At 73.1% G+C, this 25,544-nt stretch carries 26 protein-coding genes; 11 read left to right on the top strand and 15 right to left on the bottom strand.

The features are described 5' to 3' along the window. Positions 1 to 52: 52 nt before the first annotated feature. Both D9598_RS01730 and D9598_RS01725 read left to right on the top strand, forming a co-directional pair. Positions 53 to 577: an outer membrane protein assembly factor BamE gene (locus D9598_RS01730; RefSeq protein WP_198364662.1), complete on the top strand. Its 525-nt coding sequence runs from the start codon at positions 53 to 55 to the stop codon at positions 575 to 577. Between the two features lie 118 nt (positions 578 to 695). Beyond that, complete coding sequence (locus D9598_RS01725) at positions 696 to 1,907, top strand: MFS transporter (RefSeq protein ID WP_198364661.1); 1,212 nt, start codon at positions 696 to 698, stop codon at positions 1,905 to 1,907. A 33-nt stretch (positions 1,908 to 1,940) separates the two neighbouring features. Here the strand turns inward: D9598_RS01725 and thiL are convergent, their stop codons facing one another. The 10 genes from thiL to rpiB form a co-directional block, all read right to left on the bottom strand. Next, complete coding sequence (thiL, locus tag D9598_RS01720; RefSeq protein WP_198364660.1) at positions 1,941 to 2,909, bottom strand: thiamine-phosphate kinase; 969 nt, start codon at positions 2,907 to 2,909, stop codon at positions 1,941 to 1,943. Positions 2,910 to 2,982: 73 nt separating this feature from the next. Then, complete coding sequence (gene nusB, locus D9598_RS01715) at positions 2,983 to 3,495, bottom strand: transcription antitermination factor NusB (protein ID WP_198364659.1); 513 nt, start codon at positions 3,493 to 3,495, stop codon at positions 2,983 to 2,985. Beyond that, a complete protein-coding gene (gene ribH, locus D9598_RS01710; RefSeq protein WP_198364658.1) occupies positions 3,492 to 3,971 on the bottom strand; it encodes a 6,7-dimethyl-8-ribityllumazine synthase in 480 nt (159 codons plus the stop codon). Before ribH ends, nusB begins: the two co-directional genes overlap by 4 nt. Further along, positions 3,968 to 5,095, bottom strand: coding sequence for a 3,4-dihydroxy-2-butanone-4-phosphate synthase (ribB, locus tag D9598_RS01705; protein ID WP_198364657.1), 1,128 nt, complete (start codon positions 5,093 to 5,095; stop codon positions 3,968 to 3,970). The genes ribH and ribB overlap by 4 nt, the downstream gene beginning before the upstream one ends. Then, complete coding sequence (locus D9598_RS01700; RefSeq protein WP_198364656.1) at positions 5,092 to 5,709, bottom strand: riboflavin synthase; 618 nt, start codon at positions 5,707 to 5,709, stop codon at positions 5,092 to 5,094. Before D9598_RS01700 ends, ribB begins: the two co-directional genes overlap by 4 nt. Continuing rightward, positions 5,710 to 6,837 carry a bifunctional diaminohydroxyphosphoribosylaminopyrimidine deaminase/5-amino-6-(5-phosphoribosylamino)uracil reductase RibD gene (ribD, locus tag D9598_RS01695; RefSeq protein WP_232476800.1) on the bottom strand — a complete coding sequence of 376 codons (1,128 nt, stop codon included), beginning with the start codon at positions 6,835 to 6,837 and terminating at the stop codon, positions 5,710 to 5,712. It abuts the gene before it with no gap. After that, positions 6,834 to 7,409, bottom strand: a complete 576-nt coding sequence (locus D9598_RS01690; protein WP_198364655.1) for a GNAT family N-acetyltransferase — start codon at positions 7,407 to 7,409, stop codon at positions 6,834 to 6,836. The genes ribD and D9598_RS01690 overlap by 4 nt, the downstream gene beginning before the upstream one ends. 7 nt (positions 7,410 to 7,416) lie before the next feature. Next, positions 7,417 to 7,875, bottom strand: a complete 459-nt coding sequence (gene nrdR, locus D9598_RS01685; RefSeq protein ID WP_198364654.1) for a transcriptional regulator NrdR — start codon at positions 7,873 to 7,875, stop codon at positions 7,417 to 7,419. 24 nt (positions 7,876 to 7,899) lie between these two features. Then, complete coding sequence (glyA, locus tag D9598_RS01680) at positions 7,900 to 9,195, bottom strand: serine hydroxymethyltransferase (protein WP_198364653.1); 1,296 nt, start codon at positions 9,193 to 9,195, stop codon at positions 7,900 to 7,902. Positions 9,196 to 9,200: 5 nt separating this feature from the next. Further along, positions 9,201 to 9,686, bottom strand: coding sequence for a ribose 5-phosphate isomerase B (gene rpiB / locus D9598_RS01675; RefSeq protein WP_198364652.1), 486 nt, complete (start codon positions 9,684 to 9,686; stop codon positions 9,201 to 9,203). Between the two features lie 217 nt (positions 9,687 to 9,903). Between rpiB and hemB the strand changes: the two genes are divergently transcribed. Beyond that, positions 9,904 to 11,004, top strand: coding sequence for a porphobilinogen synthase (hemB, locus tag D9598_RS01670; RefSeq protein WP_198364651.1), 1,101 nt, complete (start codon positions 9,904 to 9,906; stop codon positions 11,002 to 11,004). Positions 11,005 to 11,076: 72 nt separating this feature from the next. Here hemB and D9598_RS01665 read toward each other — a convergent pair whose 3' ends face one another. Continuing rightward, positions 11,077 to 12,210, bottom strand: coding sequence for an alpha/beta hydrolase (locus D9598_RS01665; RefSeq protein ID WP_198364650.1), 1,134 nt, complete (start codon positions 12,208 to 12,210; stop codon positions 11,077 to 11,079). A gap of 163 nt (positions 12,211 to 12,373) precedes the next feature. Here D9598_RS01665 and D9598_RS01660 point away from each other — a divergent pair, with 163 nt between their 5' ends. Continuing rightward, positions 12,374 to 13,885, top strand: a complete 1,512-nt coding sequence (locus D9598_RS01660; protein WP_198364649.1) for an aldehyde dehydrogenase family protein — start codon at positions 12,374 to 12,376, stop codon at positions 13,883 to 13,885. Positions 13,886 to 13,924: 39 nt separating this feature from the next. Here the strand turns inward: D9598_RS01660 and D9598_RS01655 are convergent, their stop codons facing one another. Continuing rightward, on the bottom strand, positions 13,925 to 15,118 hold the full coding sequence (locus D9598_RS01655; RefSeq protein WP_198364648.1) for an OprO/OprP family phosphate-selective porin: 1,194 nt from the start codon (positions 15,116 to 15,118) through the stop codon (positions 13,925 to 13,927). A gap of 159 nt (positions 15,119 to 15,277) precedes the next feature. Here D9598_RS01655 and D9598_RS01650 point away from each other — a divergent pair, with 159 nt between their 5' ends. Continuing rightward, on the top strand, positions 15,278 to 16,576 hold the full coding sequence (locus tag D9598_RS01650; protein ID WP_198364647.1) for an AmpG family muropeptide MFS transporter: 1,299 nt from the start codon (positions 15,278 to 15,280) through the stop codon (positions 16,574 to 16,576). 30 nt (positions 16,577 to 16,606) lie between these two features. On the opposite strand, the gene D9598_RS01645 is transcribed toward D9598_RS01650, so the two are convergent. The 3 genes from D9598_RS01645 to dapA form a co-directional block, all read right to left on the bottom strand. Further along, the gene (locus tag D9598_RS01645) at positions 16,607 to 16,870 is read right to left on the bottom strand and encodes a DksA/TraR family C4-type zinc finger protein (protein WP_198364646.1); all 264 of its coding nucleotides are present in this window, start codon (positions 16,868 to 16,870) and stop codon (positions 16,607 to 16,609) included. A 118-nt stretch (positions 16,871 to 16,988) separates the two neighbouring features. Further along, positions 16,989 to 17,474, bottom strand: coding sequence for an SsrA-binding protein SmpB (gene smpB / locus D9598_RS01640; protein WP_198364645.1), 486 nt, complete (start codon positions 17,472 to 17,474; stop codon positions 16,989 to 16,991). Between the two features lie 123 nt (positions 17,475 to 17,597). Further along, positions 17,598 to 18,476, bottom strand: coding sequence for a 4-hydroxy-tetrahydrodipicolinate synthase (gene dapA / locus D9598_RS01635; protein WP_198364644.1), 879 nt, complete (start codon positions 18,474 to 18,476; stop codon positions 17,598 to 17,600). A gap of 150 nt (positions 18,477 to 18,626) precedes the next feature. Here dapA and D9598_RS01630 point away from each other — a divergent pair, with 150 nt between their 5' ends. The 6 genes from D9598_RS01630 (at position 18,627) to D9598_RS01605 (ending at position 25,386) form a co-directional block, all read left to right on the top strand. After that, positions 18,627 to 20,687 carry a lytic transglycosylase domain-containing protein gene (locus tag D9598_RS01630; RefSeq protein ID WP_198364643.1) on the top strand — a complete coding sequence of 687 codons (2,061 nt, stop codon included), beginning with the start codon at positions 18,627 to 18,629 and terminating at the stop codon, positions 20,685 to 20,687. Position 20,688: 1 nt separating this feature from the next. Continuing rightward, positions 20,689 to 21,207 (top strand): phosphatidylglycerophosphatase A, encoded by a 519-nt coding sequence (locus tag D9598_RS01625; protein ID WP_198364642.1) that lies wholly within the window; start codon positions 20,689 to 20,691, stop codon positions 21,205 to 21,207. Between the two features lie 5 nt (positions 21,208 to 21,212). After that, positions 21,213 to 21,716 carry a CinA family protein gene (locus D9598_RS01620; protein ID WP_198365002.1) on the top strand — a complete coding sequence of 168 codons (504 nt, stop codon included), beginning with the start codon at positions 21,213 to 21,215 and terminating at the stop codon, positions 21,714 to 21,716. Between the two features lie 82 nt (positions 21,717 to 21,798). Further along, complete coding sequence (locus D9598_RS01615) at positions 21,799 to 23,007, top strand: sensor histidine kinase (RefSeq protein WP_198364641.1); 1,209 nt, start codon at positions 21,799 to 21,801, stop codon at positions 23,005 to 23,007. A 76-nt stretch (positions 23,008 to 23,083) separates the two neighbouring features. Beyond that, a complete protein-coding gene (secG, locus tag D9598_RS01610) occupies positions 23,084 to 23,557 on the top strand; it encodes a preprotein translocase subunit SecG (protein ID WP_198364640.1) in 474 nt (157 codons plus the stop codon). A gap of 200 nt (positions 23,558 to 23,757) precedes the next feature. After that, positions 23,758 to 25,386, top strand: coding sequence for a CTP synthase (locus tag D9598_RS01605; RefSeq protein ID WP_198364639.1), 1,629 nt, complete (start codon positions 23,758 to 23,760; stop codon positions 25,384 to 25,386). Positions 25,387 to 25,544: the final 158 nt, after the last annotated feature.

The following is a 25,544-nucleotide window of genomic DNA, read 5'->3' as shown; positions in this document are numbered from 1 at the left end:
CGCCCGCCCGGAAGACGGGCGCACCTTCTGGCCGACAGGAATCGGGACACCCGTGAGCAGCAGCGACACCTTCCGCAGCAAGACGCCCAGCCGCGCCCCGCGCCGCCTGCCCGGCCTCGCCCTGGCGCTCAGCCTGACCCTAGCCGGCTGTTCCTTCTTCCAGGCGGCACCCGTGATGCGCGGCAACCGCGCCGACCCGGACCTGCTGGCGCAGCTTCAGCCGGGCGTGCAGACCCAGGCGGATGTCCAGGCGCTGCTGGGCTCGCCGAGCGCCACCGGCACCTTCGACCGCAACAGCTGGTACTACATCAGCTCGGTCACGCGGATGCGCCCGGCCAGCCATGACGGGCGCGAGCGGGAACGGGTGGTCGCCATCGACTTCAACGAGCAGGGCGTCATCCGCACCATCCGGCAGATGGGCGAGGACGACATGCGCGATGTCGGCATGGTGGAGCGCACCACGCCGGTGCCCGGCACGGAACGCACGCTGCTGCAATCGCTCTTCGGCAATATCGGCCGCGTCGGCGCGGGCAACCTGGGCGCCGAGCAGGGCCCCGGCACCGGCCCGGGCCGCTGATCCACCACCGGCCGGCGGCCCGCCGCTGGCCGGGCCGCGGGTGCGATGCCCGCGCCGCAGTCCAGCACTGCGCGGGATGCAACTTGTCGGAAAAGGCGGCTTTCTGTCTTCTGGTGACATGTCAGAACCAGAAGAACGCGCCTCACCGGCCACCATGCCGGGAGAGCGGAGGAACGTCACCCGCCTCGCCATAGCCCAGGCCCTGGCGGGGGCGAACGCCACGATCATCTTCGCCACCGGCGCGGTGATGGGGAACACGCTGGCGCCGGACAAGAGCCTCGCCACCCTGCCCATCACCCTCTTCGTGCTGGGCATGGCCAGCGGCACCATCCCTTCGGGGGCGCTGGCGAGCCGCTATGGCCGGCGGGCCAGCTTCCTCTTCGGCGCCACCTGCGGCGTACTGGTCGGCCTGCTCTCGGCCCATGCGGTGCTGATCGGCTCCTTCTGGCTGTTCTGCGGCGCCACCTTCTTCGGCGGCGCCTATGCCTCGGTCGCCATGAGCCTGCGTTTCGCCGCGGCCGATTGCGCGCCGCCGCAGCGCCGCGCCCGCGCCATCTCCCTGGTCATGGCGGGCGGGGTCTTCGCCGGCGTGCTGGGCCCGCAGCTCGTCACCCACACCATGGACCTCTGGCCGCCCTACCTCTTCGCCGTCACCTATCTCGCGCAGGCGGGGCTCGCCGTGCTCTGCGCCCTGGTGCTGATGAGCGTGCGCGTGCCCTCGCCGCGGATGTCGGGCGCCGCGCGCGGCCGGCCGCTCGCCGAGATCGCGCGGCAGCCGCGCTTCATCGCCGCCGTCGCCGCCGGCGCCGTCTCCTACCTGATCATGAACTTCCTGATGACCTCGGCGCCGCTGGCCATGCGGCTGTGCGGCCTGACGCAGGGGGATGCCAATCTCGGCCTGCAATGGCATGTCATCGCCATGTATGGGCCGGCCTTCTTCACCGGTGGCCTGATCGCCCGCTTCGGCGCCCCGCGCGTGGTGCTGGCCGGCCTGTTCCTCTCCGCCCTGGCGGCGGTGGCCGGGCTGAGCGGGCTCTCCGTCGGCCATTTCTGGCTCAGCCTGATCCTGCTTGGCCTCGGCTGGAACTTCGGCTTCGTCGGCGCCTCCACCATGGTGGTCGACAGCCACCGCCCGGAGGAACGGGCCAAGGTCCAGAGCCTGAACGATTTCCTGGTGTTCGGCGTGATGGTGGTGGGTTCGCTGGCCTCGGGCGGCCTGCTCAACCGGTACGGCTGGGCCATGGTCTGCTGGGTCTCGATCCCGCCCCTGCTGCTGGCCGCCGCGACGCTCTGGCTGGCCCGCGAGGCGCCGGCCCGCCGCCCCGCCTGAGGCGGCCGGCGCGGCTCCAGGGAGGCTAGCCGCTCAGAAGTGGCTCCAGCCGCCCTGCCCGAGCGGCAGGACGCCGCCATCCGCGCCCCGCACGACCACCCTGGCCTCCCCCGCCTGGAAGCGGCCGATGCGCGTGACGGCCGTGCCGGCGGCGGCCGCCGCCGCCAGGATGGCCGGCGCCGCCCCGGCCGGCGCGGCGAACAGCAGCTCGTAGTCGTCGCCCCCGGTCAGCAGGCGCGGCAGGAGCACGGCCTCCGCCGCCAGCAGCGCCGAGGCCTCCGCCGACAGCGGCACGGCGGCCGCCTCGATCGTCGCGCCGCAGCCCGCCGCCCGGCAGAGATGGCCGAGATCCTGCACCAGCCCGTCCGAGACATCCATCGCCGCGCTGGCCAGGCCGGCCAGGGACCGGCCAAGCGCCAGGCGCGGCCGCGGCAGCCTGTAGCGTCCGGCGAGGACGCCGCCGGGATCGGCGGGGAACTCCCCGCGCAGCACGCCGAGCCCCAGCGTCCCGTCGCCGATGCTGCCCGAGACCCAGATCTCCTGCCCCGGGGCCGCGCCCGTCCGGCGCAGGGCGCGCCCTGGCGCCACATGGCCCAGGATGGTCAGCGAGAGGCAGGCCGGGCCGGGGATGGAGACCGTATCGCCGCCGAGCAGCGAGAGGGCAAAGGTCTCCTGATCCTCCGCCAGCCCGGCGCAGAAGCCGGCCAGCCAGCCCTCCGGCAGCGCCTTCGGCAGCGCCAGGGTCATCAGGTAGCCGAGCGGCGCCGCGCCCATGGCGGCGAGGTCGGAGAGGTTGGTGCGCAGCAGCTTGCGCCCCAGCGTCGCGGGCGGATCGTCGGGCAGGTAGTGCACGCCCTCGACCATGGCATCGGCCGCCAGCACCAGCTCGCGCCCGGGCGGCGGCGCCAGCACGGCGGCATCGTCGAGGAGGTCGAGCGCCCCCGGCCCGGCCAGCGGCCGGAAATGCCGGGCGATGAGGGAGAATTCGGGCGGCAGGGTCATGCGGCCATTCTCGCCCCGCCGCCCCTCCGGGGAAAGACCCGTGCGGGCGGGGCCGGCGACCCCGCCCGCCGTCTCAGCGCTGGAACTCGCCGGCGCGCAGGTGCCGCGCCATGGCATCGAGCACGCCATTGGCGAAGCGCGGCTCCTCGCCACTGAAGAAGCCGTGCGCGATGTCCATGTACTCGTTGATCACCACGCGCGCCGGCGGCTCGGCGCCGGAGGAGAGCTCGAAGGCGGCGGCGCGCAGCAGGGCGCGCAGCACGGGATCGAGCCGCGCCACCGTCCATTCGCCCGCCAGATGCCCCGCGACGATGCCGTCCAGCGTCTCGCCCTGGCGGGCCACGCCGCGCACCAACTGGGCGAAGAGCGGCACGTCGGCCAGCGGCACGCGGCCATCCTCGAAGCCTCCCGCATCGGGGCCGATGCGGTGGCGGATGAACTGGTCCAGCACCGTCTCGGCCGATTCGCCGCTCTGCTCGCTCTGGAACAGGGCCTGGATGGCGGCGACGCGCGAGCCGGTGCGCGGGCGCCCCTGGGTGGCGGGGCGCCGGCCGGCGGGGCGGGCCGTGGGGGGGGAGGCCGTCATCGCGTGTTCCACTTCCGCGCCAGGGCGATCTGGCCCAGCAGGGCCTGCGCCGCCTCGGCGCCCTTGTTGTGCCGGTCATCGGCGCTGCGCGCCTCGGCCTGGGCCAGGGTCTCGACCGTCAGGAGGCCGAAGCCGAGCGGCACCCCGGTCTCGCCGCTGATGTCCATCACGCCCTGGCACACGGCCTCGCAGATGAACTGATAGTGGTCGGTCTCGCCCTTCACCACGCAGCCATGCAGCAGATAGCCGTCCCAGCCGCCCTGGCGGATGGCCATGCGCAGCGCGGCGGGCAGTTCGAAGGCGCCGGCCACATCGACCACCTGCAGCGAGGCGGCGGCCTCGGCCAGCACCCGCTCGGCGCCGCGCCGCATGCCGGCGCAGACGCCGGCGTAGTAGGGCGCCTGGATCAGCAGGATCCGCGGCGCCGGGCCGGGAATGACGGGGGTGGCGCGCTCCGGCGCGTCGACGGTGCTCATGGGACGCTGTCCTCGATGCGGCGGGTCTCGGCCACGGTCAGGCCATAGCCTTCGAGACCGACGATGGGCCGCGGATGGTTGGAGAGCAGGATCATCTCGCGGACGCCGAGATCGGCCAGGATCTGCGCGCCGATGCCATAGTCGCGCAGCTCCGGCGGCGCGGTGCGGTCGCGCCCGGCGCGGACGCGCTCCGAGATCGCCGTCGGCTTGACGTCGCGGATCATCACCACGACGCCCCGTCCGGCGGCGGCGATCTCGGCCATGGAGCGTTGCAGGTCATGCGGACCGGCGGTGCCGAGCAGGTCGGACAGCACGTTGACGGCATGCATGCGCACCAGAACCGGGCCGCCGCGCGCGACATCGCCCTTCACCAGCGCGATATGCTCGCCGTATTCGAGCTTGTTCGCATAGACGTGCAGACGCCACTCGCCCCGGCCGGAGGCGTCCGGCAGCACGCCCTCCTCGATCCGCGTCACCAGCCGCTCGGTGCGGCGGCGATGCGCGATCAGGTCGGCGATGGTGCCGAGCTTGAGGCCGTGATGCTGGGCGAAGCTGACCAGGTCCGGCAGCCGGGCCATGGTGCCGTCCTCGTTCATGATCTCGCAGATCACGCCCGAGGGGTTGAGCCCGGCCATGCGGGCGAAGTCCACCGCCGCCTCGGTATGGCCGGCGCGCACCAGCGTGCCGCCCTCGCGCGCGACCAGCGGGAAGACGTGCCCCGGCGTGACGATATCCTCCTGCCGCGATTCCGGGTTGATGGCGACGGCGACGGTGCGGGCGCGGTCGGCGGCGGAGATGCCGGTGGTGACCCCTTCCCGCGCCTCGATCGAGACGGTGAAGGCGGTCTGGTGCCGCGTGCCGTTGCTCTGCGCCATCAGCGGCAGGCCGAGCTGCTCGACCCGTGCCTTGGTCATGGCGAGACAGATCAGGCCGCGCGCGTGGCGGGCCATGAAGTTGATCGCATCCGGCGTGGCGAACTGGGCGGGGATGACGAGGTCGCCCTCGTTCTCGCGATCCTCGTCATCGACCAGGATGAACATGCGGCCGCGCCGGGCCTCCTCCAGCAGCTCCTCGGTCGGGCTGAGAAACTCCGCGTAGGAGGTCCGGTTGGTCAGGACGGTCATGCCTCGAACTCCGCCACATTGAACTGCCTGAGCCGCGCCACGTAGCGGGCCAGCATGTCGATCTCGATATTCACCGCATCTCCCGGCCGGAGGTCGCCCAGCGTGGTGACGGCGGCGGTGTGCGGGATCAGGTTGACGCCGAAGCGCGCGCCCTCGACCTCGTTGACGGTGAGGGAGACGCCCTCCACGGTCACGCTGCCCTTGGGCGCGACGAAGCGGGCCAACTCCGGCGGCAACTGGAACAGGCATCGCAGCGAGCCGTTCTCCGGCGTGACGGAGAGCATCTCGGCCACGCCATCGACATGGCCGGAGACGACGTGGCCGCCCATCTCGTCGCCCATGCGCAGCGCCCGCTCCAGGTTGATCCGGCTGCCCTCGGCCCAGCTTCCGAGCGTGGTCCGCGACAGGGTCTCGCCCGAGACCTCGACGGTGAAACGGTCGGCCGCCAGCGCCACAACGGTCAGGCAGCAGCCCGAGCAGGCGATCGAGGCGCCGATCGCCGCCCCCTCCAGCCAGCCCCCCGGCGTCTCGATCAGGAGGCGCATGTCCTGGCCGGCGCCGATCGGCTCCAGGCCCGCGACGGTGCCGACGGCGGTGATGATGCCGGTGAACATTCAGGCCGCTCCCGCGCTGGTGAACTCGCTCAACAGATCCGGCCCCAGCTCCTCCAGGGCGATGCGGCGGTATCTGGGCATCTCGGCCAGCCGCGCCAATGGCAGCGCCTCCGCGGCCGGGCGGCCGTCGCCGCCCAGGATGGCGGGGGCGTGGAACCAGGCCAGCCGGTCCACCAGCCCGGCGCGCAGCAGGGCGGCGGCGAGGCCGGCGCCGCCCTCGGACAGCACGCGGGTCAGCCCCTGCGCCGCCAGGGCGCGCAGCAGGGCCGCGGCGTCGAGCCCCTCCCCCGCCCCGGCCGCCGGAACCTCCAGGATCGCGGCGCCCGCCTGGCGCAACGGCGCCAGCCGCGCCTCGTCATGGCCGGGCCGCGTGGCGATCCAGACCGGGGCGGGGTTGCGGAACAGCCGCGCCGAGGGGGCGAGCCGCAGCCGCGCATCGGCCACCACGCGCACCGTCGGCACCGGCGCGAAGCCCGGCAGGCGGCAGGTCAGGTCGGGATCGTCGGCGAGCGCCGTGCCGCTGCCGACCAGCACCGCGTCGTGCCGGCCGCGCAGCGCATGGGCGGCGCGCCGCGCCGCCGGGCCGGTGATCCACTGGCTCTCGCCCGCCCGCGTGGCGATACGGCCATCCAGCGTCGTGGCGAGCTTCAGCGTCAGCAGCGGCAGGCCGCTCGCCAGGCGCTTCAGGAAACCGGCGTTCAGCGCCCGCGCCTCGGCCTCCAGCACCCCGGACGCGACGGCGATGCCGGCCTCGCGCAGCCGCCGCAGCCCGGCGCCATCGACGCGCGGATCGGGGTCCTGCATGGCGACGACGACGCGCGCCACCCCGGCGGCGATCAGCGCATCGGCGCAGGGCGGGGTGCGGCCCCAGTGGCAGCAGGGCTCCAGCGTGACATAGGCGGTGGCGCCGCGCGCCGCCGCGCCGGCCCGGCGCAACGCCTCGGTCTCGGCATGCGGGCGGCCTCCCGGCGCGGTCCAGCCCCGGCCGACCACCACGCCCTCCTTCACGATGACGCAGCCGACGGCGGGATTCGGCCAGGTGTTGCCCAGGCCCCGGGCGGCGAGCGCCAGCGCGGCGCGCATCTGCGCCACGTCCTGCGCCGCGGATGGGGGCCCGGCGTGGCTCATGCCACCTGGGCGAGGGCGGGCAGCCGCTTCGCCATCATGGTGTGCGGCAGCGGCATGCCCGAGACCGCCTCGGCCCGCTGGCCGGCCGCCTGCATGACATAACCACGGCGGCGGAACAGGCCGAGGGCGCGCAGATGCCCGCTCGGCACCCGCACGCGCAACGTCGCCGCACCCTCCAGGGCCAGCAGCTCCTCCATCGCCGCCAGCAGGGTGGAGCCGACCCCCTGCCCCATGGCCTGCGGCGCCACCCAGAGGCCGGTCAGCCGCGCGACCGCGCCCGCATCGCCGCCCTCCGGCGGCTCCTCGGCCAGGGCGCAGCCCAGGGGCACATCGCCGATCTCGGCCACCAGCAACGGGCCGGTGGCGGAGAACAGGGCCGAGAAGCGGGCCGCGTCGATCTGGCCGCGCGCGCCGGCCGGCAGCAGCGCCGGCCCCTGGCTGAAGGCGGCGAAGGCCAGCGCGGCCAGGGCCGGGCGGTCGGCGATGCCCGCCATGCGGACCGGCGCGCGCGTCGCCGGGAACGGCGTGCCGGCCCCGGCGGCCAGCGCCGCGGGATGAAACAGCCTGACCATTGGCGGCTTAACCCTTCTTGTCGTCCAGCGAGCCCAGGAAGGCCTGGAAGTCCTTCGCCTCGCCGAAATTGCGATAGACCGAGGCGAAGCGCACATAGGCCACCTGGTCGAGTTCCTTGAGCGTGTCCATCACCATCTCGCCGATGGCGCGGCTGGTGATCTCGCTCTCGCCCTCCGCTTCCAGGCGGCGCTGGATGCCGTTGACAATCTTCTCCACCCGGTCCTCGTCCACGGGGCGCTTGCGCAGCGCGACCCGGATGGAGCGGGCGAGCTTGTCCCGGTCGAAGGGAGCGCGGCGCTGATCGGACTTCACCACCGTCAGCTCGCGCAGCGTCACGCGCTCGAAGGTGGTGAAGCGGGCACCGCAGGAGGGGCAGGAGCGGCGGCGCCGGATCGCCGCGCCGTCATCGGCCGGGCGGCTGTCCTTCACCTGCGTGTCCTCGCTGCCGCAGAAGGGACAGCGCATGGCCCGGCTCCCCGCCCCGCCCGCTCAGCCCCGGTAGATCGGGAAGCGCTCGCAGAGCGCGCGCACCTGCTCGCCCACCTCGCGCTCGATCGCGGTATTGCCTTCGGGATCGTTGCTGCGGGAGAGGCCCGTCAGCACCTTGCCGATCAGCCGGCCGATCTCGCGGAACTCCGCCTCGCCGAGGCCGCGCGTGGTGCCGGCCGGGCTGCCGAGGCGGATGCCGGAGGTGACCGCCGGCTTCTCGGGGTCGAAGGGGATGGCGTTCTTGTTGCAGGTCAGGTGGGCGCGGCCCAGCGCCGCCTCGGCCGCGCGGCCGGTCAGCGCCAGCGGGCGGAGATCAACCAGCATCAGGTGGTTGTCGGTGCCGCCGGTGACGATGCCGGCGCCCTGCGCCATCAGCTCCTCCGCCAGCGCCTGCGCATTGGCCACCACCGCCTTGGCATAGGCGCGGAAATCGGGGCGCAGCGCCTCGCCGAAGGCCACCGCCTTGGCGGCGACGACATGCTCCAGCGGCCCGCCCTGCAGGCCGGGGAAGACGGCGCTGTTCAGCTTCTTCGCCAGCGCCTCGTCATTGGTCAGGATCATGCCGCCACGGGGCCCGCGCAGCGTCTTGTGGGTGGTGGTGGTCACCACATGGGCATGCGGGAAGGGGCTGTCATGCGCGCCGCCGGCCACCAGGCCGGCGAAATGCGCCATGTCCACCATGAAGAGCGCGCCCACCTCGTCCGCGATCTGGCGGAAGCGGGCGAAATCCCAGGCGCGGGCATAGGCGGAGCCGCCGGCGACGATCAGCTTCGGCCGGCTTTCGCGCGCGATGCGCGCCACCTCCTCCATCTCGATGCGGCCGCTCTCGCGGTTCACCGTATAGGGGGCGACCTTGAACCACTTGCCCGAATAGTTGACGTGCGAGCCATGCGTCAGATGGCCGCCGGCGGCGAGGTCGAGGCCCATGAAGGTGTCGCCCGGCTGCATCAGGGCGAAGAACACCGCCATGTTCGCCTGGGCGCCGGAATGCGGCTGCACATTGGCGAAGCCGCAGCCGAACAGCCGCTTCGCGCGCTCGATGGCGAGGGTCTCGATCTCGTCGACGAACTCGCAGCCGCCATAGTAGCGGCGGCCGGGCAGGCCCTCGGCGTACTTGTTGGTGAGGATCGAGCCCTGGGCCTCCAGCACCGCGCGGGAGACGATGTTCTCGGAAGCGATCAGCTCGATCCCGTCCTGCTGGCGGGTCAGCTCACGCCCGATCAGCCCGGCGATCTCGGGATCGGCCTCGGCGAGCGGGGCGGCGAAGAAGCGGCTGGCGGCGGCGAGGTCGGTCATCGGCGTCAGGCCTCCTCGGCCCCGGGGGCGGCCAGGGAACTGGCCGGCTGAAGGGAGAGCTTGGCGACGCGGCGGTCGTGCCGGCCACCCTCATAGGCGGTGGTGAGAAAGGCCTGCAGCGCGTCGGCGACCACCTCGGGCCCCATGGTGCGGGCGCCGAAGCAGGCGATGTTCGCGTTGTTGTGGGCGCGGGTCAGGCGTGCCTCGGTCGTGTCGTGCACCACCACGGCGCGGACCGAGGGGTGGCGGTTGGCGGCGATCGCCATGCCGATGCCGGTGCCGCAGACCAGCACGCCGAAGACGGCGCGGTTCTGGGCCACGGCCTCGGCCACCTGCCGGGCGAAGTCCGGATAGTCCACGCTGGCCTCACCCTGCGTGCCGAAATCCAGCACGGGATGACCCGCCGCCTCAAGCCGGGCGCGCAGGCTGTCCTTCAGGGCGACGCCGGCATGGTCGGCGCCGATGGCGATGGGGGTCTCGGCCGGATTCATGGCGGGCTCGTTACCACGGCTTGTTGAACAGGAAAACTCGCAACGCCCTGGCGCCGCTGCAACCCGGTCATGTGCGCAAGGGGACGTGAAAGGCGGCCCCGCCCGCACCAGGGCCGGCTCCCGATCCCGGCTTGCCCTTGGCCCCCCGGGGTCCTTGGTGCTTCATTGCGCCAATGCCGCCGCGTGACGCTGGGCGGCGCGGAAGCGGAGACGGCGCATGGCCCTTCATGATCCCACCCGGTACGATCCGGCCCGGCAGGACCACGCCGGCCCCGCCTCCCCTGGTCCGTCCTCCCCTGGTCCCTCCTCCCCTTACCCCTCCTCCCCTGGCGGGGGCTTCCCCGCGCTGCGTCCCCGCCGCAACCGGCACGACGCCTGGACCCGCCGGCTGGTGGCCGAGAACCTTCTCTCGGTGGACAACCTGATCTGGCCGATCTTCGTCATGGAGGGCGAGGGCGGCGTCTCGGAGGTCGCCTCCATGCCGGGCGTCCGGCGGGTGACGCTGGACCGCCTGGCCGATCACGTCGGGCCCGCCGCCGAGCTCGGCATCCCGGCCGTCGCCCTCTTCCCGATGACGCCGCCGGAGCGGAAGGACGCGGAAGGCACGGAGTCGGGCAATCCGGAGAACCTGATGTGCCGCGCCGCCCGGCGGCTGAAGCGGGATTTCCCGGATCTCGGCCTGATCGGCGACGTGGCGCTCGACCCTTATACCGACCATGGCCATGATGGCGTGATCCGCGAGGGCTACGTGGACAATGACGCCTCGCTCGGGATCCTGGCGCGGCAGGCGCTGGTCCAGGCCGAGGCCGGGATCGACGTCATCGCCCCCTCAGACATGATGGATGGCCGGGTGGCAGCGATCCGCGCCCGGCTCGACCAGGCCGGCCTGATCCACACCCGCATCATGTCCTACGCCGCCAAGTATGCCTCGGCCTTCTACGGTCCCTTCCGCGACGCGGTGGGCTCCGGCGGGGCGCTGAAGGGCGACAAGAAGACCTACCAGATGGACCCGGCCAATTCGGACGAGGCGCTGCGCGAGGTCGCGCTCGACCTGGCCGAGGGCGCCGACATGGTCATGGTGAAGCCCGGCATGCCCTATCTGGACATCGTCCGGCGGGTGAAGGAGCGCTTCGCGGTGCCCACCTTCGCCTATCAGGTCAGCGGCGAGTACGCGATGATCATGGCGGCCGTCCGCAACGGCTGGCTGGACCATGACAAGGCCATGATGGAGAGCCTGCTGGCCTTCCGCCGCGCCGGCGCCAATGGCGTGCTGAGCTACTTCGCCGTCGAGGCGGCGCGGCGGCTGCGGGCCGGCTGAGGGGGCCCGCCGGCCCCCTCCCCGCCTTCAGGAACGCTCGCCTCAGGAACGCTTGCCTCAGGAACGCCCGCCTCAGGAACGGCGGCGCACCGGCACCACCACCGCCGGCGCCGGCAGGGCGAAGGCGGAGCGCAGCTCGCCGGCCATGAAGCGCTGCGCATCCCCGGCCTTGGCCAGCACCCGCGGGTCGGCGCCGAAGAACTCGTGCGTCACGCCCGCATAGTCCCGCGCCACCACCTGCACGCCGTTCGCGGTGAGGCGCTCGCCCAGGATCTGCCCGTCGCTGCGCAGCGGGTCGATCTCGGCGGTGATGATCACGGCCTTGGGCAGGCCGCGCAGCTCGGCCCGGCCATAGACGTTCAGGCGCGTGTCCTGCAGCTCGGACGGGCTGCTGGTGTACTGCTGGATGAACCACTGCATCATCGCCGCGTTCAGCGGCTTCGCGTTCGCCATCTCGCGATAGGAGGGCGTGGTCATGTCGGTGCCGGCGACCGGGTAGATCAGGCCCATGGCCACCGGCAACGGCATGCGGGCCTCGCGCGCCGCCATGGTGGTGGTGATCGCCAGGTTGCCGCCGGCGCTCTCGCCCACCACCGCGACGCGGGACAGATCGGCGCCCAGCTCCCCGGCATGCGACAGCGCCCAGGCATAGGCCGCATAGGCGTCGTCATGCGCGGCGGGGAACCGGTGCTCCGGCCCCTGCCGGTAATGCACGGCCAGGACCAGCGCCTGGGCCTCCGCCGCCAGGGCACGCGCCGAGGCGTCGTAGGTGTCGAGATCGGCGATGACGAAGCCGCCGCCGTGGTAGTAGACGATCAGCGGCAGCGGGCCACGGGCCGGCTGGCCCGCGCGCGCCGCCTCCAGGGGGACATAGAGACGGGCCGGCAGGGGACCGCCGGGGCCGGGGATCTGCAGCTCCCGCACCTCCGGCAACGGCCGCGGCATGGCGGTCTGGCCGATGGCGCGAAGCCGGTGCTTCACCGCATCCGCCATGCCCGGCTGCAACCGCGCCTCCTGCGCGTTCAGGGTCTCGATCGGCTTCGGCCGCAGTGCCTGCAGGCTCTCGAGCAGCGCCCTCATCTCCGGGTCGGCCAGGCCGGTCGGGTCGGCGGGCGGCAGCGGTTCGGACGGGGTGGCGCAGGCGGCCAGCAGGCCGGCGAGGCCGAGGGGCAGCGCCAGGCTGGCTCGGCGGGATAGAAGGGGCATCAGGCATCTCCTCGTGCCGACGCCTCCGGGCCTCGGCTCAGAAGCTGGAACGTGGGTATCGCGGCCCGGTTGCCTCGCCGGGCGGGCTTGCCCTCCTTGTCCCGCCGCCCCATGGTCTCGGCCTCCGCCGGCCCGGGAGCCGGCCATCGCGGGAGACAACGCCATGCTCGACAAGCCCAGCACCGCCCCCGAGGCGCCGCAGCTCGATCCCTTCGCCCTGGCCAAGGCGCTGTCCGGCCACCACTTCATCGGCGGCCGCTATACGCCCGCGCGCTCCGGCCGGACCTTCGCCGTGGTCAATCCGGCGACGGGCGAGGAAGTGGCGCGCGCGGCCGATGGCGATGCGGCCGATGTCGAGGCCGCCGTGACCGACGCGGCGCGCGCGCAGAAGGATTGGGCGAAGGTCCCCGCCCGCAAGCGCGGCGCGCTGGTGCACAAGGCGGCGGCGCTGATCCGCGAGCATGTCGAGGAGCTGGCGCGGCTGGTGGCGCTCGAGACCGGCAAGGCGCTGCGCACCGAGAGCCGGGTCGAGGCCAACAACGTCGCCGATATCTTCGAGTTCTTCGGCGGCCTCGGCGGCGAGCTGAAGGGCGAGACCGTGCCCTTCGCGCCGGATGTGCTGAACATCACCGTGCGCGAGCCGCTCGGCGTGGTCGGCGCCATCATCCCCTGGAACATCCCGATGATGCTGATGGCGCTGAAGGCGGCCCCCGCCCTCGTCGCCGGCAACACCATCGTCGTGAAGTCGGCCGAGGAGGCGCCGCTCGCCGTGCTGCGCATCGTCGAGCTGATGAACCGGGTGCTGCCGGCCGGCGTGTTCAACATCCTGAGCGGCCAGGGGCCGGAATGCGGCGCCCCGCTGGTCGAGCATAAGCTCGTGAAGAAGGTGACCTTCACCGGTTCGGTCGAGACCGGCAAGATCATCTATCGCGCGGCGGCCGAGAAGCTGATCCCGGTGACGCTGGAGCTCGGCGGCAAGTCGCCGATGATCGTCTTCGCCGACTGCGACTTCGAGAAGACCGTGCAGGGCGCGCTGACCTCGATGCGCTTCACCCGCCAGGGCCAGAGCTGCACGGCGGCCAGCCGCATCTTCGTCGAGCGGCCGATCTACGAGAGGTTCGTCGCCGAGATGGCCAAGCGCGTGGACGCCATGGTGATGGGCGACCCGCTGGACGAGAAGACCGATATCGGCACCATCATCTCCCCCGGCCAGTTCGAGAAGGTCCGCGGCTTCATCGAGGAGGGGAAGGCCACGGCCGGCGCCACCGGCCGCGCCTGCTCCGCCATGCCCTCCGACCCGGCGCTGCGCAAGGGCCTGTTCATCCAGCCGCACATCTTCACCGGCCTCGACACGGAAAGCCGGCTGGTGCGCGAGGAGATCTTCGGCCCCGTCACCGTGGTGTTCCCCTTCGACGAGGCGGAGGCTGTGCTCGCCGCGGCGAACGACACCGAGTTCGGCCTGGCCGCCAGCGTCTGGACCAACAACCTCAGGATCGCGCTGGATTTCGCCCACCGCATCGAGAGCGGCCTGGTGCAGGTGAACCAGAACCTCGTGGTGCAGCCCAACCTGTCCTATGGCGGCGTCAAGGCCTCGGGGCTGGGCAAGGAGGCGAGCCTGGAATCCATGCTCGAGCACTTCACCCACAAGAAGACCATCATGGTGAACATGGCCTGAGGACCATGAACTGAGCCGGGAGGGACCGGGGCGCGGCCCTCACATCTCGAAGGCCGCCCGCAGGCCGATGGCCTGGAAGTCGCGGTCCGGCCCGTCCAGCCCGATCCGGCCGTTCTGGTACTGTGCCGAGAGGCGCAGCCAGGCGGCCGGGAACCAGTTCAGCCCGACCGACCAGATCCGCTGCCGGCCGCCGCGCGTCTCGCCGTCCCGCAGATCCGCCTCGCTGTAGCGGCCGGCCAGTTCCAGCGCGCCGAACCCTCCGGCGGCGGGGTTGAAGTCCGGCACCGTCCCGAGGCCCCAGCTTCCGCTGTCCGCCTCCCGCTCGCGCGGCGGCCCCAGCAGCGGCAGGGCCGCCTGCACGTACCAGCCGGAGAAGTCGCGCCGACCGCCGGACAGGGCATCGACCGTGACGCGCTGGTACAGCGCCTCGACATAGAGCGGCCCCGCCCGGCCGGCGGCCTCCGGCCCCCAGGCGGAGGCGGAGTCGGCGGGGATGGTGCCGGTGTCGAGAAAGACACGGCTGTCCACGCGCAGCTCCGGGTAGTCGTCGAGGCCGATGCTGTTGCGCCCGGGCGAGGTGCCCGGCTCGAACTGGTGCGCGCCGTTCATGCCCAGCTGCAGCGCCCCCACGGGGGCATCGAAGGCCAGCCACGCCGCCCGTCCCACCAGCCCGCGCTGGCGCCCGTCGTTGCGGGTCGAGAGCACGCCGCCCGTGCCATAGGCCGAGGCCACCCAGCGCTCGCCATGCGCCTCCAGGCCGAGGGCGGTGCGGGTGTCGCCGGAGGCCACGGAAGCGGCGATGTTGCTGATCGCCGCCCGTTCCAGGAACAGGGTCTCGAAGGAGCTGCCGGCATATTCCGGCAGGTGCCGGAGCTGGAAGGCGCCGGCCCGGACCGTCATCCTGTCCAGCGCCTTCCAGGCGAGCTGTGCCTCATAGACCTGGCTGTAGTCGTTCGGGCTGGAGCCGCCGAAGTCCCAGGTGAAGCGGTACTCGACCGCCTCTCCCAGCGCGCCGCGCAGGCCGAGCCGGGCGCGGCGCAGGTTGACGCCGCTGCGGAAGCCCTCCGGCTCGTCCTGGCCGAAGAAGGAGCCCGCATCGGCATCGAGCCGCAGGCTCGGCCGCATCGTGAAGCCTCCCCCGAAGGCGGACAGGCGCGGCAGGCCGTCCTGCCAGCCCAGCCCGTCCTCCGCCACCGCCGGCGATGCCGCCAGCAAGGCCAGCCCGGCCGCCATGCCCTTCATCCTACCCCGGATCATCCGCGCCCCCTGCTCCGCCGCATCCGGCGCAGAAGCTCGCCAGGTGGCGGAAAGGTTGCGTGACATCCATCTGACGGCCCTGGCCCACCGGCGCCGCTGTTCAAGCCGGGCGCCGGCATGTCAGGTTGCGCGCCGATGCGCCCGACCCTCTCCTCGATCCTCCACGACCGCCGCTTCCTGATCATGCTGGCGCTCGGCTTCTCCTCCGGCGCCCCGCTGCCGCTCACCCTGGCCATCCTGCGCCGCTGGATGACGGAATCCGGCGTCTCGCTGACCGAGATCGGCCTGACGGCGCTGATCGGCCTGCCCTACTCGCTGAAGTTCCTCTGGTCGCCGCTGCTGGACCACGCGGCGCCGCCGCTGTTCCGCGGCTGGGGATTGCGGCGCGGCTGGCTGGCCACGATCCAGCCGCTGCTGGCCGCCGCCATCCTGCTGATGGGGCTGACCGACCCCGCAGTGGCGCCCACCGCCACCGTGCTGGCGGCCATCGCCGTGGCCTTCCTCTCGGCCAGCCAGGACATCGTGGTCGATGCCTATCGCATCGAGGTGCTCGACGAGCGCAGCCAGGGCCTCGGCCTCGCCTTCTATGTCTGGGGCTATCGCCTGGCCATGCTGGCGACCGGCGCGGGGGTGCTGACCCTCTCCGAGCACTGGGGCTGGAGCGGCGGCTTCGCCTATGCGGCGGCGCTGATCGGCGTCGGCTTCCTGGCCACCTGGCTGGGGCCGCGGGCGGAGGAGCGGATCCGCTCCGCCAGCGCCAGCCTGCGGGCCCGCCTGCGCTCGGCCGTGATCGATCCCTTCGCCGATTTCACGCGGCGGCGGTACTGGCTGCCGATCCTGCTCTTCGTCGCGCTGTTCAAGCTGGGCGAGGCCCTGGCCGGCGTCATGGTGCCGTCCTTCCAGGCGGAGCTCGGCTTCACCCGGAGCGAGGTGGCGCAGGTCGGCAGCGTCTTCGGGCTGGTCGCCACCCTGGCCGGCGCGCTGGCCGGCGGCTGGATCGTGGCGCGGATCGGCACCGCCCGCGCCCTGGTGCTGACCGGGCTGGCGCAGATGCTCTCCAACCTCATGTATGTGGCGCTCGCCTATGCCGGACACGACATGCCGATGTTCTATCTGCAGACCGGCGTCGAGAACTTCACCGACGGCATGGCCGACAGCGCCTTCCTGGCCTATCTGGCGACGCTGACCAACCGCGCCTTCACCGCCACGCAGTATGCCCTGCTCTCCTCGCTCGCGGCGGTGGCGAGCAAGACGGTTGGCGTGTTCAGCGGCTACCTGGCCGAGCGGCTGGGCTGGCCCGGCTTCTTCCTGCTGACCACGGCGGCGGCCCTGCCGGCCATGGGCATCATGCTCTTCCTGCTGCGGCGGCTGCCACCGCGCCCCTCCGGCGCGGCGGAGGTGGAGGTGGAGGTGGCGGAGCGGCACCCCGCCTGATCTCCCCCTGGAGGCCGCCCGCAAGAAGGCTCAGCGGAGCTGGCTGTCCTTGCTGCCGCGGCGGTTGATGCCGAAGCTCTGCGGCCGCCGGTCCAGCGCCGACTGGCAGGCGATGCAGGTGCGCGCACCGGGCAGCGCGCGGCGCCGCGCCTCCGGGATCTCCTCGCCGCATTCCAGACAGTGCTCGAGGGCCGGGCCGGCCGGAATGCGCGCCCGGGCCCGCAGCACGCCCTCCGTGACGGTGTCCTCGATCTGGTCCTGGACGCCGCCATCCGGAGCCCATCCGTTCGCCATCCGCTTGCCTCCGGCAGACCTCGGGAAGGCCGTGCAGATGGGGAAGCGCGCGGGCCTTTCAAGGAAGGCGCGCCAGTCCAGGCACGTCGGTCCAGAGAGGCGTGCCGGGTGGCGGGGCCTAGCCCTTCTCGCGCATCAGCCGCGCCTTGTCGCGCTGCCAGTCCCGCGCGGCGATGCTCTGCCGCTTGTCGGCCTTGTTCTTGCCCTCGCCGAGGCCGATCACGACCTTGGCGATGCCGCGTTCGTTGAACAGGATCTCGAGTGGCACCAGGGTGACGCCCTCGCGCGTCACCGCTCCGGTCAGCTGCCGCACCTGCTTCTTCTTCAGTAGCAGTTTGCGCGGCCGGCGCGGCTCGAACTTGGCGACGTAGCTGCCGGCCTGCCATTCCGGGATGTAGCTGTTGAACAGCCAGATCTCGCCGTCCCGCTCGCCGGCCCAGGCATCGGCCAGGGCGGCGCGGCCGGCGCGCAGCGACTTCACCTCCGGCCCCACCAGGACCAGGCCGGCCTCGAAGGTCTCGCCGATCTTGTAGTCGAAGCGCGCCTTGCGGTTCTGCGCGGCGGTGCCGTGCGAGATCAGCGCTTTCTTGCGGGGCTCGGCCATGGTCGTCTCATTTCTCGGCCCGCAGCGGCCTGGCGCTGCCGGCGGTCCCGCGGGACCGGGGAAACACCCCTCCCCCGCGGCGGTTTCAGGAAGCGCCGCCCGGGCGGGGGCGCGGCCGGCGGCTCAGTTCAGCAGGCCGGCCTGCACCATGGCCGCCTTCACCCGGGCGCGGGTGCTCTCGGCCACTGGCGCCATCGGCAGGCGGCAATGCGCGCTGGACTTGGCGAGCAGGCTGGCGGCGTACTTCACCGGACCCGGCGAGGTCTCGCAGAACATGGCATCGTGCAGCGGCGTCAGACGGTCCTGGATCGCCATCGCCTCCTCGATGCGCCCGGCCTCCCAGGCCGCGTGCATCTCGGCGCAGAGGCGCGGCGCGACATTGCCGCTGACGCTGATGCAGCCCACCCCGCCGGCGGCGCGGAAGGCGAGCGCCGTGTGGTCCTCGCCGGAGAGCTGGCAGAATTCCGTGCCGCAGCTGAGCCGCGTGTGCAGCGGCCGGGTCAGGTTGGCGGTGGCGTCCTTCACGCCGACGATGTTCGGGTGCTTCGCCAGCCGCGCCATGGTCTCGACCGACATGTCGATCACGCTGCGGGGGGGGATGTTGTAGATGATGATCGGCAGATCCACCGCATCGGCGATGGCGGTGAAGTGGAGGTAGAGGCCCTCCTGCGTCGGCTTGTTGTAGTAGGGCGTCACCACCAGGGCGGCGTCGGCGCCGGCCTCCTTGGCATGGCGCGTCAGCTCGATCGCCTCGGCCGTGCTGTTGGAGCCGGTGCCGGCGATCACCGGCACGCGCCCCGCCGCCGCCTCGACGCAGAGCTCGACGACGCGGCGATGCTCGTCATGCGACAGGGTCGGGCTCTCGCCCGTGGTGCCGACCGGAACCAGCCCCTGGGTGCCCTCGGCGATCTGCCAGGCGACGAAGTCCTGGAACGCTTTCGGGTCCAGCGCGCCGTCCTCGGTCATCGGCGTGATCAACGCAACGAGGGAACCCTTGAACATCGGCCCTGACTTTCCTTCCCGGGGGACGCTTGCCGTGAAGGCCGGAAGCTAGGGCCGCCGACCGCGCGGCACAAGCGGTGCGGCGCCGGAGGGGCGACGCGGGGGCGCAACCCCTGGGAGAGGTTTCGCCGATCGGCTAGGGTCACGGCCATGTGCTCCGCGCCACCCCGCCCGCCCCGCCGCCGCGCCCTTGCGCTGGCGCTGCTGCCCGCCCTGCTGCTGCTGCCGGCGACGCCCGCGGCCGCGCAACCCTGGGCGCCGGAGGCCGCCCGCGCCGCCGGCCGCGCCGCCATGGTTGCCGCGCAGGCCGGCCGCTGGAGCGAGGCCGAGGCGATCGCCCGGGAGGGCGCGGACCCGCTGGCCGCCAAGCTCTTCACCTGGATGCGGCTGCAGGTGCGCGGCCTCGCCACCGCCCCGGAGGTGGCGGCCTTCACCGAGGCCAATCCGCACTGGCCGTCGCTGCAGACCCTGACGCTGCGCGGCGAGGAGGCGCTGCCGGTGCTGGCGGAGGATCCCACCGTGCTGCGGCTCTTCGCCCGCATCCCGCCGCGCGGGCTGGTGGCGGTGCGCCAGCTCGCGGAGGCGCAGCAGCGCCAGGGCCAGGCGGAGGCCGCCCGCCGCACGCTGCGCGAGGGCTGGCGGGACGCCGCGCCGGACGCCGGTGCGGAGGCCGGCTTCCTGGCCGCCTTTGGCACGGTGCTGACGCCGGCCGACCATCTGGCGCGCTATCAGCGTCTGGCCTGGGCGCGACAGGGTGCTGCCGCGGCCCGCCTGCTGCCGCTGCTGCCGCCGGAGACGCGCCTCGCCGCCGAGCTTCGCCTGGCCATGGCGGCGGACCAGGCCGGCGCCGAGGCGGGGGCGCAGGCGCGGCTGGGCGAGGATCTCGGCCTGGCCCTGGAGCTGGCCCGCTTCCTCCGCCGCCAGGAGCGCGACCAGGAGGCGGCGGCGGTGTGGCGCAAGGCCGAGCCGCTGCAGCGCGACCTGCCGCCCGAGGCGGCGCGCGCCGTCTGGGCCGAGCGGCAGGTGCTGGCGCGCAAGCTGCTGCGGCTCGGCCAGGCCGAGGCCGCCTACCGTGTCGCGGCGCGGCACGGCCAAGGGAATGGCCAGGGGAATGGCCAGGGGAATGCCCAGGGGAGCGGCGCGGATCTGCAGGAGGCCGAGTTCCTGGCCGGCTTCATCGCGCTCCGGGCCCTGAACGACGCCGCCCGCGCCGCGCCGCACTTCGAACGGGTGGGGCGCGACAGCACCAGCATCATCACCCAGGCGCGCGGCGCCTATTGGCGGGGCCGGGCGGCGGCGGCGCGTGGCCGGGCGGCCGAGGCACGCGCCGGCTTCGCCGAGGCCGCCGGCTTCCCCACCGCCTTCTACGGCCAGCTCGGCGCCCTCGCCCTCGGCGAGACCGCGCCCCAGCTCGCCGCCCGCATCCTCGCCACCCGCCCGCCCCAGCCCACCCCCGACGCCGCGGCGGCCTTTCTCGACAAGGAGCTGGCGCAGGCGGTGCTGACGCTGGCCGACCTCGGCGACACCGACCGGGCCCGCCTCTTCCTGCTGCGGCTGGAGGAGACCGCGCCGGACCCGGCCGAACAGGTTCTGGCGGCGCGGCTCGCCAACAGCATCGGCCGGCAGGACCATGCCGTCTGGGTCTCCCGCCGCGCCGGGATCGACGGGGTGATGATGCTGCCCGAGGGCTGGCCCATGCCCTACAGCCCGCCCGAAGCCGCCGGGATCGAGCCCGCCTTCGTCCACGCCGTGGCGCGGCAGGAGAGCAACTTCGACCCGGCCGCCGTCTCCTCGGCCAATGCGCGCGGGCTGATGCAACTGCTGCCCGGCACCGCGACCCTGGTGGCGCGCCAGATGGGCGTTGCGCACCAGACCGGCTGGCTGACCAGCCAGCCCGAGCACAATCTGCGCCTCGGCGCGCGCTACCTGGCGGACCAGCTCGGCCGCTTCGGCAACCTGGCCATGGCCGCCGCCGCCTACAACGCCGGCCCCCGCCGCGTCGAGGAATGGATCGCCACCTATGGCGACCCGCGCCAGCCCGGCACCGACCTGATCGACTGGATGGAGCAGATCCCCTTCTCCGAGACCCGCAACTACGCCCAGCGCGTGGTCGAGAACGCGGTGATCTACCGCGCGCTCGGCGGCCAGGGCGAGCTGGACCATCCGCTGAAGCCCTGGTTGCCCCAGGCGCCGGCCGGCGCGGCGCGCTGAGATGGGCGAGCCTGCTCCGCCCTCACCGGCGCTCCCCCCGGCCGGCCTGCCCCCCGTCCTCGCTCCGGGCCTGTCGGCGGCCCCGCTGCCGCGGCTGGTCGTCAGCCTGGGCGGCATCGGCCATCTGCGCCCGGCGCCCGGCACCTGGGGCTCGGCCGCGGTGCTGCCCGCCGTGCTGCTCGGACCCGAGGCCTGCCTGATCCTGGCCGCGCTGCTGGGCCTGCTCGGCTGGTGGGTGCTGGAACGGCTGCCGGCGGCGCGGCAGGACCCGTCCTGGGTGGTGATCGACGAGGGCGCCGGGCAGGCCCTGGCGCTTGCCGCCCTGCCGGCCGGCGCCGGCGCGCCCGGCATCATCCTGGCCTTCCTGCTGTTCCGCCTGTTCGACATCACCAAGCCGGGCCCGGTGGGCTGGGCCGACCGCCGCAAGGGCGCCGCGGGCGTGATGCTGGACGACATCCTGGCCGGCGCCCTGGCCGGCGCCATCATCCTCGCCCTGCGAGCCGGAGGCCTGCTGCCATGACCGAGATGCTGTTGCCCGGCACCCGCGAGCAGGCCACCACGCTGCTGCGCGAGCTGCAGGCCCGGGGCCTCACCGTGGCCACCGCGGAGAGCTGCACCGGCGGGCTGGTGGGCGCCACGCTGACCGCCATCCCCGGCTCCTCGGCCACGCTGCTGGCCGGCTTCATCACCTATTCCAACACCGCCAAGGCGCGCATCCTGGGCGTGCCGGAGGCGATGCTGGCCGAGCACGGCGCGGTCAGTGCCCCGGTGGCCCAGGCCATGGCCGAGGGCGCGCTGCGCGGCTGCGAGGCGGATCTCGCCGTGGCCATCACCGGCATCGCCGGTCCCGGCGGCGGCAGGCCGGGCAAGCCGGTCGGGCTGGTGCATTTCGCCGCCGCCCGGCGGGGCGCGCCCACCCTGCTGCGGCACGAGGTGTTCCCCGGGGACCGCGACGCGGTGCGCGCCGCCAGCGTCGTCCTGGCGCTGCGGCTGCTGGGCGCGCAGGCCGGCCTCGGCGGCGGGGCATGACGGGCCCGCGGGGACGCGGGATTAGCGCCCGGCCCCGCGGCGCGATATCCATGCCGGGACTGCCAGAGGAGAAGGGATCAGGATGGACAAGACGCGGGAGCTGACCCTTCGCCTGCACCAGCAGGCCATCATCGCGGAGCTGGGCCTGAGCGCGCTGCGACTGGAGGGGCTGCAACCCCTGCTCGAGATGGCGGCCAGCCTGGCGGGGCGGGGGCTGAGCAGCGATTTCACCAAGGTGCTGCAATACCTGCCCGAGGAGGGAAACTTCCTGCTGCGCGCGGGTCATGGCTGGCGCGAGGGCGAGGTCGGCCGGGTGCGGATCGGCAGCGACCTGGAAAGCCCCGCCGGCTACGCCTACCGCACCGGCAAGCCGGTGATCTCGAACCACCTGGAGAACGAGACCCGCTTCCGGACGCCGCGCCTGCTGGCCGAGCACGGGGTGCGGCGGGCGATCAACGTCATCATCCGCGGCAGCGGCGAGCCGTTCGGCGTGCTGGAGGTCGATGGCCGCGACCGGGAGGATTTCACCACCGACGACGTCCACTTCCTCCAGGCCCTGGCCAATACCCTGGGCGTCGCGGTGGACCGCGAGCTGTCGGGCCGCGAGATGGAGCGGCTGCACCGCCTGGCCGAGCGGCGCGCCCGCGAGGCGGAGGAGGCCCTGGCGGCGCGCGACGCCCTGCTGGCCGAGAAGGACCTGCTGATGCGGGAGATCGACCACCGGGTGAAGAACAGCCTGACCATGACCCGCTCGATGCTCTCCATCCAGGCCCGCGCCAGCACCGAGGACACCGCCCGCCAGGCTCTCGAGGAGGCGGCGCAGCGTGTCGCCACCATCGCCCGGGCGCATGACCGCCTGCACCGCAGCGCCCGCATCGGCGTGGTCGAGGTCTCGGATTACCTGGGCGAGCTCTGCGGCGAATTGCGCGCGGCCTCGGGCCTGACCGATGGCGGACGAAGCCTGCATTGCGACGTCGCCTCCCGGGACTGGCCGGCGGACGACGCGGTGCCGATCGGGCTGATCGTCACCGAGCTGGTGACCATCGCCGCGCGCGCCGGCGGGGGCGACCTTCACCTGCGCTTCGGGCCCGGCGCCCAGGGCGCGCTGAGCCTTGAGCTGCGGGACGACGGCCTGCCGCCGGATTTCGATCCCGGCTCCAGCCTGGGCGTGACGATCATCCAGAGCATGAGCCAGAAGCTGAACGGCAGTTTCGTCTGGGGCCCGGCGGCCGGCGATCCCGGCCTGATCTTCGCGCTCACCCTGCCCGGACAGCCCCTGCCCGGCGGATGAGCCCCATGCGATATCGCAGGCCATGCCGCGCTTGGCCCTGGCATCCCGCCGGGGATGCGGCTAAGAGCGCTGCGCCATGATGACCGTCCTGCTCGTCCTGCATCTCTTCGTCACCCTCGCGCTGATCGGCGTCGTGCTGCTGCAGCGCAGCGAGGGGGGCGGGCTTGGCATCGGCTCCTCGCAGGGCATGGGTTCCTTCATGAGCGGGCGCGGCACCGCCAACCTGCTGACGCGCAGCACGGCCGTGCTGGCCACGCTGTTCATGGTCCTGGCCATGGCGATGGCGCTTCTCGGGCGCGGCGCGGCGCAGCGCGGCTCGATCCTGGACGTGCCGCCGCCGCCCTCGGTCACCGGCGAGCAGCCCTTGCAGCCGCGGCCGGCCGCCCCGGTGCCCGGCCAAGGGACATCCGGCCCAGGGACATCCGGCCCAGGGACATCCGGCCCAGGGACGTCCAGCCCAGGGATGTCCAGTCAGGGAGCGCCGGCCGGCCTGCCCGCCGCGCCCGCCCAGCCGGCGCCGCCGCCCCCCGCCGGCGTGCCGACCAACTGAGCCGCCGGCCTCCGGGCCGTGCCTCCGCCGAAACGGGCGCCCGGGAAGATCCCGCGGCGCCCACGCCGTTTTTATGAGGGCCGGCATCCGCCGCGCCCGCGACCCCGGCGCGGGCCACAGCGACCCACGCTTCCAGCAGACAGCAGCTTTGCCCCGCCGCCGCTTCCCGCCGGCGGCGCGGCGCGTTAGAAAGGTGGCCCATGACGCGGTTCGTTTTCATCACCGGCGGCGTGGTTTCCTCCCTCGGCAAGGGCATCGCGGCGGCCAGCCTCGGCGCGCTCCTGCAGGCGCGGGGCTACAAGGTCCGCATCCGTAAGCTCGACCCCTACCTGAACGTCGATCCGGGCACGATGAGCCCGTATCAGCATGGCGAGGTCTTCGTCACCGACGACGGCGCCGAGGCCGATCTCGACCTCGGCCATTACGAGCGCTTCACCGGCGTGCATGCCACGCGCGGTGACAGCCACACCTCGGGCCGGATCTATGCCGAGGTGATCGCCAAGGAGCGGCGGGGCGATTATCTCGGCGGCACCGTCCAGGTCATCCCGCACATCACCGACGCCATCAAGGAAGCCGCCACCGCCGACACGGACGGGCTGGACTTCGTGCTGGTCGAGGTCGGCGGCACGGTGGGCGACATCGAGTCGCTGCCCTTCCTCGAGGCGCTGCGCCAGCTCAACAACGAGCTGGGCCCGCAGAACAGCCTCTTCATGCACCTGACCCTGGTGCCCTACATCCCCTCCGCCGGCGAGCTGAAGACCAAGCCGACGCAGCACAGTGTCAAGGAACTGCTGGGCCTCGGCATCCAGCCGCAGATCCTGCTCTGCCGCTGCGACCGGCCGATTCCCGAGAACGAGCGGCGCAAGATCGCGCTGTTCTGCAATGTCCGCCCCGAGAGCGTCATCCCGGCGCTGGATGCCTCGAGCATCTATGCCGTGCCGCTGCAGTATCACCAGGAAGGCCTGGACCGCGAGGTGCTGCGGCATTTCGGCCTGTCGATCTATGGCGAGCCCGACCTCTCCAACTGGAAGCGCATCGTGCACCGGCTGGAGCATCCCGAGGGCGAGGTGCGGATCGCCGTCGTCGGCAAGTACATCACGCTGCTCGACGCCTACAAGTCGCTGGCCGAGGCGCTGACCCATGGCGGCATCCAGCACGGCGTGCAGGTGAAGCTGGACTGGGTGGACAGCCAGATCTTCGAGACGCCGAACGCGCTGGAGCGGCTGGAGGGGGTGCATGGCATCCTGGTGCCCGGTGGCTTCGGCGAGCGTGGCGCCGAGGGCAAGATCGAGGCGGTGCGCTTCGCCCGCGAGCGCAAGGTCCCCTTCCTCGGCATCTGCTTCGGCATGCAGATGGCGGTGATCGAGGCGGCGCGGAACCTGGTCGGGCTGGAGCGCGCCTCCTCCACCGAGTTCGGCCCCACCGAGGAGCCGGTGGTCGGGCTGCTGACCGAGTGGCTGCGCGGCAACGAGCGCGAGAAGCGCTCGGCCGAGGGCGATCTCGGCGGCACCATGCGCCTCGGCGCCTATCCGGCCCAGCTGGTCGAGGGCTCCCTGGTGCGGCATGTCTATGGCCAGGCCGAGATCAGCGAGCGGCACCGCCACCGCTACGAGGTGAACATCGGCTACCGCGAGCGGCTGGAGGCGGCGGGACTGCGCTTCTCCGGCCTGTCGCCGGACGGGCTGCTGCCGGAGATCGTCGAGTATCCCGACCATCCCTGGTTCATCGGCGTGCAGTACCACCCCGAGCTGAAGTCGAAGCCCTTCCAGCCGCATCCGCTCTTCGCGGGCTTCGTCGGCGCGGCGGTGAAGCAGGCCCGGCTGGTCTGAGCCCCGCCCCCGCCGCGTGACGATATCCTGACGTTTTCGCGCGCGGCCCGGGGGGAGAAGCCGGGGCCTTGCCCTGGCGCCGCCGGCGTCCTATCCGCGCAGGGCCGCCCGCGCCGGCGACCCGCAGACCGTGGGCCGCCCGCGGCGCATCCAGGCCG

It is taken from the genome of Roseomonas sp. KE0001 (assembly GCF_016107285.1).
In the GTDB taxonomy this organism is placed as follows: Bacteria; Pseudomonadota; Alphaproteobacteria; order Acetobacterales; family Acetobacteraceae; genus Pseudoroseomonas.
This window is presented reverse-complemented; position numbering and strand designations above follow the sequence as displayed.

Excerpts from the sequence above, each read along its gene's own strand:
- thiL (WP_198364660.1), bottom strand. The coding sequence starts at position 2,909 with ATGACCCTGCCGCCCGAATTCTCCCTCATCGCCCGGCATTTCCGGCCG.
- D9598_RS01645 (WP_198364646.1), bottom strand. The coding sequence starts at position 16,870 with ATGGCGAACGGATGGGCTCCGGATGGCGGCGTCCAGGACCAGATCGAG.
- dapA (WP_198364644.1), bottom strand. The coding sequence starts at position 18,476 with ATGTTCAAGGGTTCCCTCGTTGCGTTGATCACGCCGATGACCGAGGAC.
- D9598_RS01650 (WP_198364647.1), top strand. The coding sequence starts at position 15,278 with ATGCGCCCGACCCTCTCCTCGATCCTCCACGACCGCCGCTTCCTGATC.
- D9598_RS01625 (WP_198364642.1), top strand. The coding sequence starts at position 20,689 with ATGGGCGAGCCTGCTCCGCCCTCACCGGCGCTCCCCCCGGCCGGCCTG.
- hemB (WP_198364651.1), top strand. The coding sequence starts at position 9,904 with ATGGCCCTTCATGATCCCACCCGGTACGATCCGGCCCGGCAGGACCAC.
- D9598_RS01605 (WP_198364639.1), top strand. The coding sequence starts at position 23,758 with ATGACGCGGTTCGTTTTCATCACCGGCGGCGTGGTTTCCTCCCTCGGC.
- D9598_RS01615 (WP_198364641.1), top strand. The coding sequence starts at position 21,799 with ATGGACAAGACGCGGGAGCTGACCCTTCGCCTGCACCAGCAGGCCATC.
- D9598_RS01630 (WP_198364643.1), top strand. The coding sequence starts at position 18,627 with ATGTGCTCCGCGCCACCCCGCCCGCCCCGCCGCCGCGCCCTTGCGCTG.
- D9598_RS01690 (WP_198364655.1), bottom strand. The coding sequence starts at position 7,409 with ATGGTCAGGCTGTTTCATCCCGCGGCGCTGGCCGCCGGGGCCGGCACG.
- ribB (WP_198364657.1), bottom strand. The coding sequence starts at position 5,095 with ATGACCGTCCTGACCAACCGGACCTCCTACGCGGAGTTTCTCAGCCCG.
- D9598_RS01700 (WP_198364656.1), bottom strand. The coding sequence starts at position 5,709 with ATGTTCACCGGCATCATCACCGCCGTCGGCACCGTCGCGGGCCTGGAG.
- D9598_RS01665 (WP_198364650.1), bottom strand. The coding sequence starts at position 12,210 with ATGCCCCTTCTATCCCGCCGAGCCAGCCTGGCGCTGCCCCTCGGCCTC.
- nrdR (WP_198364654.1), bottom strand. The coding sequence starts at position 7,875 with ATGCGCTGTCCCTTCTGCGGCAGCGAGGACACGCAGGTGAAGGACAGC.
- D9598_RS01660 (WP_198364649.1), top strand. The coding sequence starts at position 12,374 with ATGCTCGACAAGCCCAGCACCGCCCCCGAGGCGCCGCAGCTCGATCCC.
- D9598_RS01655 (WP_198364648.1), bottom strand. The coding sequence starts at position 15,118 with ATGGCGGCCGGGCTGGCCTTGCTGGCGGCATCGCCGGCGGTGGCGGAG.
- nusB (WP_198364659.1), bottom strand. The coding sequence starts at position 3,495 with ATGACGGCCTCCCCCCCCACGGCCCGCCCCGCCGGCCGGCGCCCCGCC.
- D9598_RS01725 (WP_198364661.1), top strand. The coding sequence starts at position 696 with ATGTCAGAACCAGAAGAACGCGCCTCACCGGCCACCATGCCGGGAGAG.
- D9598_RS01620 (WP_198365002.1), top strand. The coding sequence starts at position 21,213 with ATGCTGTTGCCCGGCACCCGCGAGCAGGCCACCACGCTGCTGCGCGAG.
- smpB (WP_198364645.1), bottom strand. The coding sequence starts at position 17,474 with ATGGCCGAGCCCCGCAAGAAAGCGCTGATCTCGCACGGCACCGCCGCG.
- ribH (WP_198364658.1), bottom strand. The coding sequence starts at position 3,971 with ATGAGCACCGTCGACGCGCCGGAGCGCGCCACCCCCGTCATTCCCGGC.
- rpiB (WP_198364652.1), bottom strand. The coding sequence starts at position 9,686 with ATGAATCCGGCCGAGACCCCCATCGCCATCGGCGCCGACCATGCCGGC.
- glyA (WP_198364653.1), bottom strand. The coding sequence starts at position 9,195 with ATGACCGACCTCGCCGCCGCCAGCCGCTTCTTCGCCGCCCCGCTCGCC.
- ribD (WP_232476800.1), bottom strand. The coding sequence starts at position 6,837 with ATGAGCCACGCCGGGCCCCCATCCGCGGCGCAGGACGTGGCGCAGATG.
- secG (WP_198364640.1), top strand. The coding sequence starts at position 23,084 with ATGATGACCGTCCTGCTCGTCCTGCATCTCTTCGTCACCCTCGCGCTG.